A 17,469-nucleotide genomic window follows, 5' to 3' on the forward strand; every position below is an offset into this window, starting at 1 on the left:
CGTGATGACCGAGTCGGTCTTCCCTCAGCTCGAGGCCCTGCTTCCGCACGTCCAGAAGCCGATCCAGTACGTCGGCGGGGAGCTGAACTCCACCGTCAAGAACTGGGACGAATGTGACGTCCGCTGGGCGCTCATGTACCCGGACGCCTACGAGGTCGGACTGCCCAACCAGGGCGTCATGATCCTCTACGAGGTGCTCAACGAGCGCGAGGGCGTCCTCGCCGAGCGCACCTACAGCGTGTGGCCCGACCTCGAAGAGCTGATGCGCGAGCACAAGGTGCCGCAGTTCACCGTCGACTCCCACCGTCCCGTGGGTGCCTTCGACGTGTTCGGCCTGTCCTTCTCCACGGAGCTGGGCTACACCAACATGCTCACGGCGCTGGAGCTGGCGGGCATCCCGCTGGAGGCCAAGAACCGTACGATCGACGACCCGATCGTCCTCGCGGGCGGCCACGCGGCCTTCAACCCCGAGCCCATCGCGGACTTCATCGACTGCGCGGTCATCGGCGACGGCGAGCAGGCCGTCCTCGACATGACCGACATCATCCGCGCCTGGAAGGCCGAGGGCCGTCCGGGCGGGCGCGAAGAGGTCCTGCTGCGCCTGGCGAAGACCGGCGGGGTGTACGTGCCGGGCTTCTACGACGTCGAATACCTCCCGGACGGCCGCATCGCGCGTGTCCTTCCGAACCGCTCCGGCGTTCCGTACCGGGTGTCCAAGCACACGGTCATGGACCTCGACGAGTGGCCCTACCCGAAGCAGCCCCTGGTCCCGCTCGCCGAGACCGTCCACGAGCGCATGTCCGTGGAGATCTTCCGCGGCTGCACCCGCGGCTGCCGTTTCTGCCAGGCCGGCATGATCACGCGTCCCGTACGGGAGCGAAGCATCACCGGCATCGGCGAAATGGTGGAGCGGGGCCTGAAGGCGACCGGCTTCGAAGAGGTCGGCCTGCTCTCGCTGTCGTCCGCGGACCACACCGAGATCGCGGACATCGCCAAGGGCCTGGCGGACCGCTACGCGGAGGACAAGGTGGGCCTGTCCCTCCCGTCCACCCGCGTGGACGCGTTCAACGTCGACCTGGCCAACGAGCTGACCCGCAACGGTCGCCGCTCGGGCCTCACCTTCGCCCCCGAGGGCGGCTCCGAGCGCATGCGCAAGGTCATCAACAAGATGGTCTCGGAAGAGGACCTGATCCGCACGGTCGCCACCGCCTACGGCAACGGCTGGCGCCAGGTGAAGCTGTACTTCATGGTCGGCCTGCCGACCGAGACCGACGAGGACGTCCTGCAGATCGGCGACATGGCGGTCAACGTCATCGCCAAGGGCCGCGAGGTCTCCGGGCAGAACGACATCCGCTGCACGGTCTCCATCGGCGGGTTCGTGCCGAAGCCGCACACCCCCTTCCAGTGGGCCCCGCAGCTGTCGGCCGAGGAGACGGACGCGCGCCTGGCCAAGCTGCGCGACAAGCTCCGCGGCGACAAGAAGTACGGCCGCTCCATCGGCTTCCGCTACCACGACGGCAAGCCGGGCGTGGTCGAGGGCCTGCTGTCCCGCGGTGACCGCCGCATCGGCGACGTCATCCGCGCCGTCTACGAATCGGGCGGCCGCTTCGACGGCTGGCGCGAGCACTTCTCCTACGACCGCTGGATGCAGGCGGCCGAGAAGACGCTGCCCGCGTACGGCGTGGACGTGGCCTGGTACACGACCCGCGAGCGCACCTACGAGGAGGTCCTGCCCTGGGACCACCTGGACTCCGGTCTCGACAAGGACTGGCTCTGGGAGGACTGGCAGGACGCCCTCGACGAGACCGAGGTCGAGGACTGCCGCTGGACCCCGTGCTTCGACTGCGGCGTCTGCCCGCAGATGGACACCCAGATCCAGATCGGCCCCACGGGGCAGAAGCTGCTGCCGCTGTCGGTCGTGAAGTAGCCGCCGAGCCGGCCCTTCACGCTGTCTCCGATATGCCCCCCGCCGGGATCCGGCGGGGGGCATATTCATTCGAATGACGCCTTAAGGTTTCTGCACTTCGCGCCCTGGGATATCTTTTGAGGAGAGGTCCCGTATATATCGCGCGAGAGCCCGGAGGCGATAGTCATGGCCAAGACCCTGATCGACATCGACGAGGAAGCCCTCGCGCTGGCCGCCGAGGCGCTGGGCACCAAGACCAAGAAGGACACGGTCAACGCGGCGCTCACGGAGATAGGAGCGAGGCTGCGGCGCGAACGGGCGCTGGCGCAGCTGATCGCACTCGCCGACGAGGGGGCGTTCGACGCGCTCACCGAGCCCGGCTTCGAAGAGAAGGCGTGGGGTTGATGGCCGAGAAGCCCCAGTTCCTGATCGACAAGTCCGCCGCGGGCCGGATCCTGCGGCCCGGGATCCGGGAGACGTGGATCGAGACGCTGTCGGCCGGGAGGGTCTCGCTCTGCGAGCCGACCGAGTTCGAGATGCTCTACTCGGCACGCTCCGTGCAGGACTACAAGCGGACCAAGGCGCAGCTGCGCCAGCTGTTCACCTGGCACCCGGCGCCCGCCGACAGCTGGCAGCAGGTGCTCGCACTCCAGGAAGTCCTGGTCCACCGGGGGAGCCACCGCTCGGCGAGCGGCATCGACCTGCTGGTCGCGGTCACCGCGCGGGCACACGGCCTCACGGTCCTCCACTACGACCGGGACTTCGAGACCGTCGCCGGAGTCACCGAGCTGCGCACCCGCTGGCTCGCCGAGCCCGGTTCCATCGACTGAGGCTCCTCCTCCTGTGCAACCGGCGAGGTCACGGGCGCGTACTGTGGGTAGTACGACAGCTGACGGCGACGCGCACGCACCCGAGATCTCCCCGCACCAGCGGGGGTGAGCCGGAGTAGCGGGCACGGCCGGACGGCTCCACAGACTCGGGCGGTGCGCGAGAGCGCCCGCCCCGCACAAGGAGAAGAACCACTGGGCAAGCGACAGCCCGAAGGCCCCCCTCCCGCACCGGTGGTACAGCGCATCCGACTGCGCTACACCAAGCGCGGCCGCCTCCGGTTCACCAGCCACCGCGACTTCCAGCGAGCCTTCGAGCGGGCCCTGCGCCGCGCCGAGGTCCCGATGGCCTACTCGGCGGGCTTCACCCCGCACCCCAGGGTCTCGTACGCGAACGCGGCCCCCACCGGGACCGGCAGCGAGGCCGAGTACCTGGAGATCGCCCTGGCCGCCCCCCGCGACCCGCAGACGCTGCGCGCCCTGCTCGACGAGTCGATGCCGGCCGGCCTCGACATCGTCGACGCCGTCGAAGCCCGCACGTCGGGCCTCGCGGACCGGCTCACCGCCTCGATCTGGGAACTGCGCCTGGACGGGACGGACCCCGCCGAGGCCGAGCGGGCCGTGGCCCTCTTCCTCGCCGCCGAGACCGTCGAGGTCCAGCGCCGTACGAAGAACGGCATGCGGACCTTCGACACGCGCGGCGCCGTCGTCAGCCTCGACCTGGCCGCGACCTCGGTCGTTCCGGCTGATAGGCCGCTGGACAGTGCTTGTGCGATACTGCGGCTGGTTGTTCGGCATCTGACACCTGCCGTTCGACCCGACGACGTCCTGTCCGGTCTCCGAGCTGTGGCCGACCTGGCGCCGCCGGTCCCCGCAGCGGTGACCAGGCTGGCGCAGGGGCTCTTCGACGAGGAGTCCGGCACGGTGACCGACCCGCTCGCGCCCGACCGCGAGGCCATCACGGCCGCCCCACCCACGGCTGCCGTAGCGGCCGACGCGAAGGCGCCGGAAGGTCCCGCCGCGTAGGGACCGTCGTTGCCGCGCCACCCTGGCATCCGGGATTTCCCTGGGTCGGGCAGCGCAAAGACCTGAAGACTTCCGCCAGGCCGTACGGACAACCACGTACGGAACCGGCGGCCATGGACTACAGCTCCCGTGTGGCGCACGCGCCCCGGAGGCCGGTTCCGCGCTCATCGTGCGGAGCCGTGCCGGACCGGATGTCAGCCGCGGCGCCCGGGAGCGCGACGGGAGAACCCCGCACATGCTCAACAACGAGAACACCGCCAACGACAACACCGCCGAGGGCAACAGCCCCAGCGACAACCTGCCGCCGCGCAGGCGGCGCCGCGCCGCATCGCGGCCGGCCGGTCCGCCCGGCGCCGTCGTGACCGCCGAGACCTCCGAGGTCGCCCCGGCTCCCGCCGCCGAGCCGGTCGCCGCGCCGGTCGAGGACGCCGCTCCCGCGCCGCGTGCTCGTCGTCGTGCCACCCGCGCCGTCGCCGCTCCGGTCGCCGAGGCGGCTCCTGCCGCCGAAGCCGCTGCTGCGGCGCCCGCCGCCGAGCCGGCCGCCGCGCCCGTCGAGGACACCGCTCCCGCCCCCCGCGCCCGTCGTCGCGCCACCCGCGCGGCCACGGCCCCGGTGGCCGAGCCCGCTGCCGCGGTGGTCGCGCAGACCCCGGTCGCCGAGCCGGTCGCCGCCGCGCCCGTCGAGGACGCCGCTCCCGCGCCGCGTGCTCGTCGTCGTGCCACCCGCGCCGTGGCCGCCCCGGCCGCCGAGGCCGCTCCGGTCGTCGAGCCCGCCGCCGCGGTGGCCGTGGAGACCCCGGTCGCCGAGCCGGTCGCCGCGCCGGTCGAGGACGCCGCTCCCGCGCCGCGTGCTCGTCGTCGTGCCACCCGCGCCGTGGCCGCCCCGGCCGCCCCGGTCGAGGCCCCGCAGGCCGCCGAGCCGGTCGATGAGCCCAAGGAGCCCGTCGCGGCCAAGGCCGCCGTGACGGTCGCCGATGCCGTGGACTCCCCGAAGGGCCGCGCGCCGCGCCGCCGCGCCACCCGCGCCGCCGCACCGGCCGCCGCCCCGCAGCCCGCTGCCGCACCGGCCGCCGAGCCGCGCGGCCGCCGCGCCGCGCGTCCGGCCGTCGCCGTCTTCCAGGCGCCGGTCTTCGCCGAGCCGATGTTCCAGACCCCCGAGACCGCCGCGATGGCCGCCGCCGCCGCGCGCGTCGTCGACGAGGTCGAGGACGAAGAAGAAGAGTTCGAGTTCGAGGCCGAGGTCGTCGCCCCCGCGCCGGCCCCCGCCGCCGCGCCCGCCGCGGGCCGTCGCCGTCGCCGCCGTGGTGGCGCCGTGGCCCCCGAGCAGGCCGCCGAGCCCGCCTACGTCCCCGTGACGCAGGCCGACGCCCCGCTCTCCGTCGAGTCCGTGCTGGACGAGGAGCCCGAGGCCGCGGAGCTGGAGGTCGACGAGGACGACGAGTCGGGCGACCGCCCGTCGCGCCGCCGCCGCCGGGGTGGCCGTCGCCGCCGCCGCGGCGAGTCCGCCGACCTCGACGAGTCCGCCGAGGAGGAGTCCGAGGAGGGCGAGGAGGCCGCGGCCGAGCAGGAGGCCGACGAGGACGCCGGGGCCGAGGACGCGGGCTCCGAGGACGACGACGAGAACGGGCCGGCCGGCTCCAGCTCCAGCCGTCGCCGCCGGCGCCGTCGCCGTCGCAGCGGTGACTCCGGTGCCGAGGGCGAAGCCGCCGAAGAAGAGGGCGTCCGTACGGTCGTCAAGGTCCGCGAGCCCCGTCCGGCTCGCGAGCGCAGCGAGTCCACCTCCTCCGACGAGGTCCAGTCCATCAAGGGCTCGACCCGCCTGGAGGCCAAGAAGCAGCGCCGCCGCGAAGGCCGCGAGCAGGGCCGCCGTCGCGTCCCGATCATCACCGAGGCCGAGTTCCTGGCCCGCCGCGAGGCCGTCGAGCGCGTGATGGTCGTCCGCCAGAGCGGCGAGCGCACCCAGATCGGCGTCCTTGAGGACGACGTGCTCGTCGAGCACTACGTCAACAAGGAAGAAGCCACCTCGTACGTCGGCAACGTCTACCTGGGCAAGGTCCAGAACGTGCTGCCGTCGATGGAGGCCGCGTTCATCGACATCGGCAAGGGCCGCAACGCGGTCCTGTACGCCGGCGAGGTCAACTTCGAAGCGCTGGGCATGGCCAACGGCCCGCGCCGCATCGAGGCCGCCCTCAAGTCCGGCCAGTCGGTCCTGGTGCAGGTCACCAAGGACCCGATCGGCCACAAGGGCGCCCGCCTGACCAGCCAGGTCTCGCTGCCGGGCCGTTACCTCGTCTACGTGCCCGAGGGCTCGATGACCGGGATCAGCCGCAAGCTGCCCGACACCGAGCGCGCGCGCCTGAAGACCATCCTCAAGAAGATCGTCCCCGAGGACGCGGGCGTCATCGTGCGCACGGCGGCCGAGGGCGCGAGCGAGGACGAGCTGCGTCGCGACGTCGAGCGCCTGCAGGCCCAGTGGGAGGACATCCAGAAGAAGTCGAAGCAGATCTCGACCTCTTCGCCGAGCCTCCTGTACGGCGAGCCGGACATGACCGTCCGCGTCGTGCGCGACATCTTCAACGAGGACTTCTCGAAGGTCATCGTCAGCGGTGACAGCGCCTGGGAGACCATCCACGGCTACGTGAACCACGTGGCCCCCGACCTGGCGGGCCGGCTCTCGCGCTGGACCTCCGAGGTCGACGTCTTCGCGACGTACCGGATCGACGAGCAGCTCGCCAAGGCGCTCGACCGCAAGGTGTGGCTGCCCTCCGGCGGCTCCCTGGTGATCGACAAGACCGAAGCGATGATCGTCATCGACGTCAACACCGGCAAGTTCACCGGTCAGGGCGGCAACCTCGAAGAGACCGTCACCAGGAACAACCTGGAGGCGGCCGAGGAGATCGTGCGCCAGCTGCGGCTGCGCGACCTCGGCGGCATCGTCGTCATCGACTTCATCGACATGGTCCTGGAGTCCAACCGCGACCTGGTCCTGCGGCGCATGCTGGAGTGCCTGGGCCGTGACCGCACCAAGCACCAGGTCGCCGAGGTCACCTCGCTCGGCCTCGTGCAGATGACGCGCAAGCGGGTCGGCCAGGGCCTGCTGGAGTCCTTCTCCGAGACCTGTGTCCACTGCAACGGTCGCGGCGTGATCGTGCACATGGAGCAGCCGACGGCCATCGGCGGCGGCGGCAACGGCAAGCGCGCCAAGAAGCGTGCGGGCCGCACCAGCGAGCACGAGCACGACCACGAGCAGTACGGCGACGCGCACGCCGACGTCGACACCGACGCCGATGCGGAGCAGGTGGAGACCGAGGCGGAGCTGGCGGCCGAGGTCGCCGCCCCGCGCGCCCTGCCGGAGCCCGCCTTCGTCCCGGACGAGGAGCTGTACAGCAGCCCGGGCGAGGCCGAGGCCGCGGCGGGCATCAGCGGCCGCCGCAACCGCCGCCGCGCCACCCGCAAGGCGACCGCTCCGGCGGGCGCCCCGCGCGGCGCGGACCGGTCCGACCGGGCTCCGGTCCAGGCCGCTCCGGCCCCGGCAGCGGCCCCCGTGGCCGAGGTCGTCGCCGAGCCGGTCGCCCCGGCGGTCGTCGAGCCGGTCGTGATCGAGCCGGTCGTCGTCGAGGCGGAGCCGGTGGTCGAGGCCGCTGCGGTCGCCGAGGTCGCCGCCGAGCCGGTCGAGGAGGCCGCTCCGCAGGGCCGTACGCGCCGCCGCGCCACCCGCAAGGCCACCGCCCCGGTGGGCGCCCCCAAGACGGCCGAGGCCGTCCAGGAGGCCCCCGCGCCGGAGCCGGTCGTCGAGCAGGTCGCCCCGGAGCCCGTCGTGGAGCCGGAGCCGGTCGTGGAGCCGGTCGCCGAGCCCGTGGCGGAGACGTCCCCGACGCGCCCGCGCCGTCGGGCGACCCGCAAGGCCACCGCGCCCGCGGGTTCTCCGGCCGGTTCGGCGGACGCCGCGATCGTCGTGGTCGCCACCGCGGCGGAGGAGGCCCCGGCCGCCGAAGCCCCGGTCGCCGAGCCCGTCGTGGAGGCCGAGGTCGAGGCCGAGGTCGAGACCGACGCCGAGGCGCCCGCTCCGGCCAAGAAGGCGGTCCGCAAGACGGCCGCCAAGAAGGCCCCGGCCAAGAAGGCGACCGCCGCCAAGAAGACCACGGCGACGGCTGCCAAGAAGACGGTCGCGAAGAAGGCGACCGCGAAGAAGACCGTGAAGAAGGCGGCGACGAAGAAGACCGCGGCGGCGGAGCAGCAGGCGCTCCCGTCCGTCTCGGCTCCGGCGACCGAAGCCTGATCCACACCGGTCCGTGGGCCCCGCCGTCCGGCGGGGCCCACGGCCGTGCGGGGCCCGGTTTGACCCCTGAACGGGGGCCCCGTAACCTAGACCGTCGGCGTGTCTCAGGACACGCCGCGCTCCTGAGCACCTCCCTCCCACCGCGTGCGCGCATGCGCCGCACCGGGAGAGGCCGCTCGTCCAATCCGGATCCGTGCGGGCCTCGGCCCGCCTGAACGGCTGGCTTCAGGAGCATCCGCCCCGAGTGAGAGAGAGATCCGCGTGTACGCCATCGTGCGCAGCGGTGGTCGCCAGCACAAGGTTGCTGTCGGCGACATCGTTGAAGTTGACAAGATTCCCACTGCCAAGGTTGGCGACACGGTCGAGCTCTCGACCCTGCTCGTCGTCGACGGCGAAGCCGTTACCAGCGACCCGTGGGTCCTGGCCGGCATCAAGGTCACGGCCGAGATTGTGGATCACCACAAGGGCGCCAAGATCGACATCCTGCGGTACAAGAACAAGACCGGCTACCGCCGTCGCCAGGGTCACCGCCAGCAGTACACGGCGATCAAGGTCACCGGTATCCCCGCGGCTGCGAAGTAAGAGGGACTGAGACATGGCACACAAGAAGGGCGCATCTTCCACCCGGAACGGGCGCGACTCCAATGCTCAGCGGCTCGGCGTGAAGCGCTTCGGCGGTCAGGTCGTTTCCGCTGGTGAGATCCTCGTCCGCCAGCGCGGCACCCACTTCCACCCGGGTTCGGGCGTGGGCCGTGGCGGCGACGACACGCTGTTCGCGCTGCTGGCCGGTGCCGTCGAGTTCGGCACCCACCGCGGCCGCAAGGTCGTCAACATCGTTCCGGCCGCCTGATCCAGCTCTGCTGATCTGAAGCGTTCGTAACACCCCGAGGGCGGATCTCAGCTCTTTCCGGCGAAAGCCGGGAAGAGAGGTCCGCCCTCGGCGCGTTGTCACATAGACACGTTTAATGGGCAGCAAGGCCTGCCCGGGACATTCCCGTATGTATCTGGAGGAACACCCATGACCACCTTCGTGGACCGCGTCGAGCTGCACGTCGCCGCGGGTAACGGGGGCCACGGCTGCGCCTCCGTTCACCGGGAGAAGTTCAAGCCGCTCGGCGGCCCCGATGGCGGCAACGGCGGCCGTGGCGGTGACGTGATCCTGGTGGTGGAGCAGGCGATCACCACCCTGCTGGACTACCACCACAGCCCCCACCGCAAGGCCACCAACGGACAGCCCGGCGCCGGCGACAACCGCTCCGGCAAGGACGGCCAGGACATGATCCTGCCGGTCCCGGACGGCACCGTCGTCCTCGACAAGGAGGGCAACGTCCTCGCCGACCTCGTCGGCCAGGGCACCACCTACGTCGCGGCCGAAGGCGGTCGCGGCGGCCTCGGCAACGCCGCGCTGTCCTCCGCCCGGCGCAAGGCCCCCGGCTTCGCCCTGCTCGGCGTGCCCGGCACCGGTGGCGACGTCGTCCTGGAGCTGAAGACCGTCGCCGACGTGGCGCTCGTCGGCTTCCCGAGCGCGGGCAAGTCCTCGCTCATCTCGGTGCTCTCCGCGGCCAAGCCGAAGATCGCCGACTACCCCTTCACCACCCTGGTCCCCAACCTCGGCGTGGTCACCGCGGGCTCGACGGTCTACACGATCGCCGACGTCCCGGGCCTGATCCCGGGCGCCAGCCAGGGCCGCGGCCTCGGCCTGGAGTTCCTGCGCCACGTCGAGCGCTGCTCGATCCTCGTGCACGTCCTGGACACCGCCACGCTGGAGTCCGACCGCGACCCGCTCGCCGACCTCGACGCCATCGAGAACGAGCTCAAGCTCTACGGCGGCGGCCTGGAGAAGCGCCCGCGCCTCGTCGTCCTGAACAAGGTCGACATCCCGGACGGCCAGGACCTCGCCGACATGGTCCGCCCGGACCTGGAGGCCCGCGGCTACAAGGTCTTCGAGGTCTCCGCGGTCGCCCGTACGGGCCTCAAGGAGCTGTCGTACTTCCTGGCCGAGGTCATCGCCAAGGCCCGCGCCCGCAAGCCGAAGGAAGAGGCGACCCGCGTCGTCATCCGCCCGAAGGCCGTGGACGACTCCGGCTTCACGATCACCTACGACGAGGTCGAGGACGTCTACAACGTCCGCGGCGAGAAGCCCGAGCGCTGGGTCCGCCAGACCGACTTCAACAACGACGAGGCCGTCGGCTACCTCGCCGACCGCCTCAACCGCCTCGGCGTCGAGGTCGCGCTGCGCAAGGCCGGCGCCCGCGCCGGTGACGGCGTCGCGATCGGTTCCGACGCGAACTCGGTCGTCTTCGACTGGGAGCCGACCATGATGGCCGGCGCCGAGATGCTGGGCCGTCGTGGCGAGGACCACCGCCTGGAGGCCCCGCGCCCGGCGACGACCCGCCGCCGCGACCGCGAGGCCGAGCGCGGCGACGTGGCGCAGCAGGAGTACGACGAGTTCCGCCAGAACCAGACCGGCGCCTGACAGCCGGCTCGCCTCTGACGGCAGCCCCCGCGAAGATCCCCTCCGGGACCTTTGCGGGGGCTTTCGCACGGAGTGGACCGGTACCGGTCACCCCTCCCCGCACGTCCCATAGGATCCTGGGGTGAGCAGCAGCAACACTCCCCGCGTCAGCGTCGTGGTGATCGCCTACAACGACGCCGCGCTCGTGGGCGAGGCCATCGCCTCGGCCCTGGCCCAAGGCCCCGTCGTGGGCGAGGTCATCGCGGTCGACGACGCGTCCGGCGACGGCACCGCCCAGGTGCTGGACGAGCTGGCCGCCGTACACCCGCGGCTGAAGGTCGTGCACCGCACGCGGAACAGCGGGGGCTGCGGGACGCCCCGCAACGACGGGATCGCGCTCGCGTCCCAGCCGTACGTCCTCTTCCTCGACAGCGACGACGTACTGCCCCCGGGGGCCGCCGAGGCCCTGGTGCGGGGCGCCGAGGAGCACCGCGCGCCCGTCACCGTCGGCGCGTGCGTGCGGCGCGAGCTGCCGCAGGGCCACGACGTGCCCTGGATGCCCGGGCTGCACACCCCCGGCGAGGTCATCGAGCGCCCCGCGGACCGGCCCGACCTGGTCCGCGACACCCTGTGCGTCAACAAGCTCTACGAGCGGTCCTTCCTGGACGAGCACGGGATCCGCTTCCCCGACGGCCGCTTCGTCTACGAGGACTTCGTCTTCACCGCCCGCGTGCTGGCCGCCGCCCCCCGCATCGCGGTCGTCCCCGAGCTCGTCTACGTCTGGCACGTGCGCCGGGCCGCCGCGCGGGTGTCCATCTCGCTGGACCGCAAGGACGTGGGGAACTGGGCGTCCCGCGTCGAGGCCCACCGCGCCGCGGCCGCGGTCCTGACCGCCGCGGACCCCGCCCTCGGCCTCGCCTGCCAGGTCAAGTTCCTGGAGTACGACCTGCGGATGTACCTGCGGGAGCTGGGCAGCGACCCCGACTACCAGGCCGCCTGGTGGACCCTGACCCGGGACTACGTCGCCGGCTTCGACGGGGCCGCGATCGAGGCGGCCGCGGCCCGGGCCCGCTGGATCGTGCGCGTCCTGCGGGCCGCCCCGACGCCGCCCGCCGACGTGCGGCGCCTGACCCGCTTCGCCGCCGAGCCGCCCCGGCTGCTGCCGCCGTACGCCCGCGACGGCGACGGCGCCCCGGTGTGGAGCGAGGAGACCCCCGCGGTCCTCGACGGGCTGGCCGAGCTGCCCGTCGCCGAGCTCCCCGTGACCGTCGACGCGGAACCGGCCGCCGGCGGCGCACGTCTTTCCCTCCGTGTCCACGACCTGTACGGGCGCCTCGCCGAGGCCTCGCCCCGCACCGCGCAGCTGCGGTTCGTCCCGCGCGCGGGCGGCGAACCGGTCGTGGTCCCGGCCGTCGAACTGCGCCCCGACGGCGCGGACGGCTGGAGCGCGGAGCTGCCCTTCCGGCTCGCAGCCCTGGCCGCGACCGGTCGCCGCCGCGGCCTGCGCGGGATCCAGGCGTGGGACGTCCGGGTGAGCGTGGAGTGCGCGGACGGCAGCTCCCTGCTCACCTCCCTGCGCCCCCTGGGCGACCTGCTGCGGCGCCGCGCGCTGCTCAGCGGCCGGTACGGTGTTCTGCTGACGCAGCCCTACCGCACGGCCGCCGGATCGCTCGCGCTGCGGCTCGCACCCGGCGCGGAGGGCGCCGCCACCTTCGTACGCAACCGCCTCGACCGCGCCCGTCCGGGCCGCCGGTCACGCTAGAGCTCGGGAGATACGCATGACGTTTCTGATCACCGGAGGCGCCGGCTACATCGGCGCACACGTCGTCCGCGCGATGCTGCTCGCCGGTGAGCGGGTCGTCGTCCTCGACGACCTGTCCACGGGCAACGCCGACCGCGTCCCGGAGGGCGTTCCACTGGTGATCGGCTCCGTCCTGGACCGGCTCGTCCTCGACGAGACCTTCCAGCAGTACGACATCACCGGCGTGGTGCACCTGGCGGGCAAGAAGCAGGTCGGCGAGTCCGTCCAGAAGCCGCTGTACTACTACCACGAGAACGTCCAGGGCCTCACGGTCCTGCTGGAGGCCGTCGCCGCCGCCGGGGTTCGCAACGTCCTCTTCTCCTCCTCCGCCTCCGTGTACGGCATGCCGGACGTGGACCTGGTCACCGAGGAGACCCCGTGCGCGCCGCTGAGCCCGTACGGCGAGACCAAGCTGGCCGGAGAGTGGCTGGTCCGCGCGGCCGGCAAGGCCCACGGCATCTCCACCGCCTGCCTGCGCTACTTCAACGTGGCGGGCGCGGCCACCCCCGAACTCGCCGACACCGGCGTCTTCAACCTGGTCCCGATGGTCTTCGAGCGCTACGACGCCGGTGAGGGCGCCCGGATCTTCGGCGACGACTACGCGACCCCGGACGGCACCTGCATCCGCGACTACATCCACGTCGAGGACCTCGCCGAGGCCCACCTCGCGGCCGCGCGCAAGCTCGCCGAGTGGGCCGCGCGGGGCGAGTACCAGGACCTCACCGTCAACATCGGGCGCGGCGAGGGCGTCTCCGTACGGGAGATGGTCGAGCTGCTGAACGAGAACACCGGGCACGACATCGCGCCCGTCGTCACCCCGCGCCGGCCCGGCGACCCGGCGAAGGTCGTGGCCTCGGCCGAGCGGATCGCGGCGGAGCTGGGCTGGAAGGCCCGGCACGACGTGCGCGAGATGATCACCTCGGCGTGGGCGGGCTGGGAAGCCAACCGCAAGGGCTGAGCGGGCCCCGCACGCGAAGGAGCCGCCCGTCCCGGTGCACCGGGACGGGCGGCTCCTTCGTACGGCGGCCCGGTCAGCGTTCCAGGAACGCGAACAGCTTCTCCCACCGGTCGGTGATCTCGGCGCTGGAGTAGCGGCGCACGCTGTGGAAGGCGGCGTCGCCCATCCGGTCGCGCAGCTCCTTGTCCGCCATCAACAGCCGCAGGTGGCCGGCCAGTTCCATGGTGTTGCCGAGCCGCGCGAGCAGCCCGTCCTCCCCGTGGGTGACGATCGCCCGGACGCCCGGCGCGCAGTCGAAGGCCGCGCAGGGCACGCCCGCCGCCATCGCCTCCAGCAGGGTGATCGGGAACCCCTCGGCCCGGGAGGCCTGGGCGAAGACCGAAGCCCCGCGCAGGGCGCCCAGCACGTCGTTCGTGCTGCCCATCCACTCGACCGAATCGTCCAGGCCGAGCGAGGTGCAGCGCTCGCGCAGCATGTCCGCGTCGACGCCCGCGCCGTAGATCCGCAGGGTCCAGTCGGGATGCTGCGGCACGGCGTCCGCCCAGGCGTCCAGCAGCAGATCGACGCCCTTCTCGTCGGCGAGGCGCCCCACGCAGGCGACGACCTTCTCGGTGCGCGGGGCGGGGGAGTCCGGCATGAAGGGCAGCGGGTTCGGCATGCTGGAGACGTTCTGCATGCCGGAGCGGATCCAGAGGTCCGCGTCCTCCGGGGTCAGCACCAGCAGCCGGTCCACGTCCCGGTAGTGGCGCCGGACCCGGGCCGCGCGGGTGGACTTGTGGCTGGCGTCGTAGGACTCGTGGCTCATCCCGATGAGGCTGAGCCCCTTGGTGTCGCTGAGCGCCACCCACTCCATCGCCCAGACCTGGGTGACGATCACGACCGCGCCGGGGCGGGCCGCCCGGAACAGCCCGCTCAGCTGCTCGGCCTTGGCCCGCATCCCCGCCCGGCGGACCGCCTGGCGGCGCCGCTCGGGGGCGTTGAGGCGCCCCTTGATGCCGTGCAGCCGACGGGCCGCGGGCGGGTGGGCGTCGTACAGGGTGGTCGTGGCGTACGGCAGGTCCGCCGGGAACTCCTGGCGGATCTCCTCGGCGACGGGGGCGATGCCGACGACGTGCACCCGGTGGCCGCGGTCGGTGAGGAGCCGGGCCATCTGGTGCGACCAGGTGGTCACCCCGCCCAGCTCGTCCACGCTGTTGGAGACGATGAAGACGTCCCGTCCGTCGGTCGGCAGTGACTCGACGCTCTGCTCGCTCACTTGCCACCCCTGGTGAAGAACTTCTCGACGATCTGGCGGGCCGCGTCCCCGCGGTCGTACTCGCCGAACTCGGCGAGGAAACGGGCGCGGGACTCCGCGTACTTGGCGTCCGCCTCCTCGAAGGCGCCCAGCGCCTGCAGGAGTTCGTCCGCCGTGGCCACGACCGGGCCCGGGGCCTTCTCCTTCAGGTCGAAGTACGTGCCGCGGATGTCCGTCGTGTACTTCTCGTAGTCGTAGGCGAAGAACACCATCGGCCGGTCGAGGACGGCGTAGTCGAACATCACGGACGAGTAGTCCGTGATCAGCCCGTCGGCGAGCTCCAGCAGCGGGGTGATGTCGTGCCTGCGGGACACGTCGATCACCCGGCCCGCCACCGACGGCGGCAGGGAGACGCTGTTGAGGTAGTGCGTGCGCACCAGCAGCGTGAAGCGGTCACCGAGCCGCTCCGCGAACTCCTCGACGTCGAAGGGGAAGGCGAAGCCCTCCACCGCGCCGTCCGCGTTGGCCCGGAAGGTCGGCGCGTACAGCAGCACCTTCGTGCCCGGGGCGATGCCCAGCTCCGCCGCGAGCGGACCGCGCACCCGCTCGCCGCTGTCCGCCTCGGCGCGGTGCGCGGCGACCAGGGCGTCGTTGCGCGGGTAGCCGGTGCGCATCAGGACCTCGTCGCGCAGCCGGAAGCCCTTGGCGAGGGTGCGGGCGTCGTGCTCGGAGCGGATCAGGAAGTGGTCGAAACGGTCCACGGCCTGCTGGAACTTGGCCTGCCCCGCGCGTCCCTGCGCCTTGGTGCGCGGCTCGTGGAAGCCCATGCGCTTGAGGGCGGAGCCGTGCCAGGTCTGGATGTACGTCGTCCCGGGGCGCTTGGCGAGCGCGAGCGGGAAGCCCTGGTTGTCGATCCAGTACTCGGCCTGGGCCAGCGCCCGCAGGTAGGGCCAGCTCCAGCGCTTGACCAGGGTGGCCTCCTTGGGGAAGCCCGTGGGGCGGGCGCCCGCGTAGGACCACACCGCGTCGAAGGCGACGCCCTGGCGAACCATCTCCTCGTAGATGGCCTTGGGGCTGTCGCTGTACTGCTTGCCCATGTGGCTCTCGAAGACGACCGTGCCCTTCTTGATCGGCAGCTTCGAGAAGACCTCGTGGTAGAGCTTCACCTTCTGCTCGCCGGAACCGATGTTCCGGCGGGCCCGCAGGGCCTTGCGCAGTCCGCGCTTGACCACTCCGGCCGCCTTGCCGTGCATGGCGTTGTTGATCAGGTTCTGGGTGCGGACGGCGGCGGCGCCCTCCGCGGTCAGGACGTAGGAGAGGTTGCCCTTCTTGGTGATCTCCGGCTCGAAGCGGTCGGAGACCAGCCGGGTCAGCCGGGGGCGCACGCGCAGCTTGGTCGCCGATTCCAGGTCGACGTCGCCGACCGAGACCCGGGTGGAGAGGCGGTCGCCGCCGGCCTTCAGCTTGAGCCGGACGTCCCAGACGGCGTCGATGATGCCGAGCGGGCGCACGGTCGAGCCGATGTCGGCCGTCGCGGTCCACTCGATCGTGTCACCGGCGTGGCGCACGGTTGCCACCGGGAAGCGGAAGGACCGCACCCCGATCTGCCGCCGGGCCCGGAACTCCAGCTCGGCGCTCAGCTCCGCGTCGGGCAGGATCCGGCCGAGCGGGTTCACGACGGCGCCCGACACGGTGACCGTGCCGCGGCCGTCGTCCTCGTAGGAGGTGAGCCGGTTGCCCAGGGCCAGCGAGGTCAGCGCGGTGGTGTGGAAGCCCTGGTCGGTGACGTCCAGTATCCGGCGGGCCTCGGCGTCGTCGAGGTGCTCGGCGCACCAGTAGATCCGCCCGTCGCGCTCCGCGAGCGGGGAGGAGAGCCGTCCCTTGTTGGTCATGGAGTCGGCGGCCGAGAGCAGGTTGTCCCAGTCCTCCTGGCCGAGCAGGTACGCGCAGATCGCCTGGAGCGCGGTGACGTGCTCGTAGGCGACCGGGTCGATGCCCGCCAGGTAGCCGTTGGCCAGGCGGGCGAACTCCTGGCGGTAGTCGTCGTCCAGCAGCCGCAGGTCACGCAGGTGCAGCACGAGGTCGTGCTTGAGGAACTTGGCGTCCTTCGCGGACTTGATCTGGTCGTGGCCCTTGCTGGCGAGCAGCTCGTCGACCCGGCGGTGGATCTCCATCCGGTGGACGAAGTTCGCGATCTCGTGGCGCCGGTTGCTGATCGACTTGTCGGCGGCCTTCTCGACCACGTTCCAGAAGTAGACCTGGTTGGGGATCAGCGTGATCCGGCTGGCCGCGACGTAGGCCTGGGCCGAGAAGAGCAGGTCCTCGTAGTGGATCCCGACCGGGAACTCCAGCCCCTGCTCCAGCAGGAACGCGCGGCGGTAGCACTTGTTCGTCGAGAGGGTGTCGTAGACCAGCAGGTCCGGGTACTCGGTGATCGACTCCAGCGTCCGCGTGCGGGAGTAGATCCAGGGGTACCACTCGGTCGTCTTGCCGAACCGGTTGTCCAGGTGGACCCGGACGCACATGCCGGCGACCAGGTCGGAACCGGTCCGCTCGGCGGCGTCGAGCATGTTGCGGCAGGCGTTGCGCTCCAGCACGTCGTCGCTGTCCAGGAACATGACGTAGGTGCCGGTCGCCCGCTGGATGCCGTGGTTGCGCGGTGCGCCGCAGCCGCCGCTGTTCTCGGGCAGCCGGAAGGCGCGGACCCGGCCCGGATGGGCCGCTTCCAGCTCCTGGGCGATCGCGAAGGACCGGTCCTTGCTGCAGTCGTCGACGATCACGACTTCGACTCCGGCCAGAGTCTGGTCCAGAACCGACCGCACCGCTGTCGGCAGACGCTCTGCGTCGTTGTAGACGATGACGACCACGGAGACGTCAGGCACGTGCACCTCGATCTTGTTGTTCCTTCCGCCCCCGGACTCCGTCCGGAGGGACCCCCACCAGTTCAAAGCTACCGTGTACCGCACTCACCTCAGGCAGGCCG

Annotated in this window: 12 protein-coding genes; 10 read left to right on the forward strand and 2 right to left on the reverse strand. The window is 72.0% G+C overall.

What is annotated here, in order from left to right; genetic code table 11:
• Window position 1: 1 nt before the first annotated feature.
• The 10 genes from ACIBEA_RS34335 to galE all read left to right on the forward strand — a co-directional run bounded on the left by ACIBEA_RS34335 (window position 2) and on the right by galE (window position 13,252).
• Window positions 2-1,927: a TIGR03960 family B12-binding radical SAM protein gene (locus ACIBEA_RS34335; RefSeq protein ID WP_399267106.1), complete on the forward strand. Its 1,926-nt coding sequence runs from the start codon at window positions 2-4 to the stop codon at window positions 1,925-1,927.
• A gap of 165 nt (window positions 1,928-2,092) precedes the next feature.
• Window positions 2,093-2,311: a hypothetical protein gene (locus ACIBEA_RS34340; RefSeq protein ID WP_399267107.1), complete on the forward strand. Its 219-nt coding sequence runs from the start codon at window positions 2,093-2,095 to the stop codon at window positions 2,309-2,311.
• Entirely contained in the window at window positions 2,311-2,736 is a 426-nt protein-coding gene (locus ACIBEA_RS34345) for a PIN domain nuclease (protein WP_399267108.1), read from the forward strand. Before ACIBEA_RS34340 ends, ACIBEA_RS34345 begins: the two co-directional genes overlap by 1 nt.
• Before the next feature lie 192 nt (window positions 2,737-2,928).
• A complete protein-coding gene (locus tag ACIBEA_RS34350; protein WP_399267164.1) occupies window positions 2,929-3,759 on the forward strand; it encodes a TIGR03936 family radical SAM-associated protein in 831 nt (276 codons plus the stop codon).
• A gap of 235 nt (window positions 3,760-3,994) precedes the next feature.
• Window positions 3,995-8,038 carry a ribonuclease E/G gene (locus tag ACIBEA_RS34355; RefSeq protein WP_399267109.1) on the forward strand — a complete coding sequence of 1,348 codons (4,044 nt, stop codon included), beginning with the start codon at window positions 3,995-3,997 and terminating at the stop codon, window positions 8,036-8,038.
• A gap of 261 nt (window positions 8,039-8,299) precedes the next feature.
• Entirely contained in the window at window positions 8,300-8,620 is a 321-nt protein-coding gene (gene rplU, locus ACIBEA_RS34360; RefSeq protein ID WP_330330369.1) for a 50S ribosomal protein L21, read from the forward strand.
• A 13-nt stretch (window positions 8,621-8,633) separates the two neighbouring features.
• Window positions 8,634-8,888, forward strand: a complete 255-nt coding sequence (gene rpmA / locus ACIBEA_RS34365; RefSeq protein WP_351273059.1) for a 50S ribosomal protein L27 — start codon at window positions 8,634-8,636, stop codon at window positions 8,886-8,888.
• A 168-nt stretch (window positions 8,889-9,056) separates the two neighbouring features.
• The gene (gene obgE / locus ACIBEA_RS34370) at window positions 9,057-10,514 is read left to right on the forward strand and encodes a GTPase ObgE (protein ID WP_399267110.1); all 1,458 of its coding nucleotides are present in this window, start codon (window positions 9,057-9,059) and stop codon (window positions 10,512-10,514) included.
• A gap of 121 nt (window positions 10,515-10,635) precedes the next feature.
• Window positions 10,636-12,255 (forward strand): glycosyltransferase family 2 protein, encoded by a 1,620-nt coding sequence (locus tag ACIBEA_RS34375; protein WP_399267111.1) that lies wholly within the window; start codon window positions 10,636-10,638, stop codon window positions 12,253-12,255.
• A 16-nt stretch (window positions 12,256-12,271) separates the two neighbouring features.
• Window positions 12,272-13,252, forward strand: a complete 981-nt coding sequence (gene galE / locus ACIBEA_RS34380; RefSeq protein WP_399267112.1) for a UDP-glucose 4-epimerase GalE — start codon at window positions 12,272-12,274, stop codon at window positions 13,250-13,252.
• Between the two features lie 73 nt (window positions 13,253-13,325).
• On the opposite strand, the gene ACIBEA_RS34385 is transcribed toward galE, so the two are convergent.
• Window positions 13,326-14,507 (reverse strand): glycosyltransferase, encoded by a 1,182-nt coding sequence (locus ACIBEA_RS34385; RefSeq protein ID WP_399267113.1) that lies wholly within the window; start codon window positions 14,505-14,507, stop codon window positions 13,326-13,328.
• Window positions 14,504-17,374, reverse strand: a complete 2,871-nt coding sequence (locus tag ACIBEA_RS34390) for a CDP-glycerol glycerophosphotransferase family protein (RefSeq protein ID WP_399267114.1) — start codon at window positions 17,372-17,374, stop codon at window positions 14,504-14,506. Before ACIBEA_RS34390 ends, ACIBEA_RS34385 begins: the two co-directional genes overlap by 4 nt.
• Between the last annotated feature and the right edge of the window lie 95 nt (window positions 17,375-17,469).

The sequence above is a fragment of the Streptomyces sp. NPDC051555 genome (genome assembly GCF_044454405.1).
Lineage (GTDB): Bacteria > Actinomycetota > Actinomycetes > Streptomycetales > Streptomycetaceae > Streptomyces.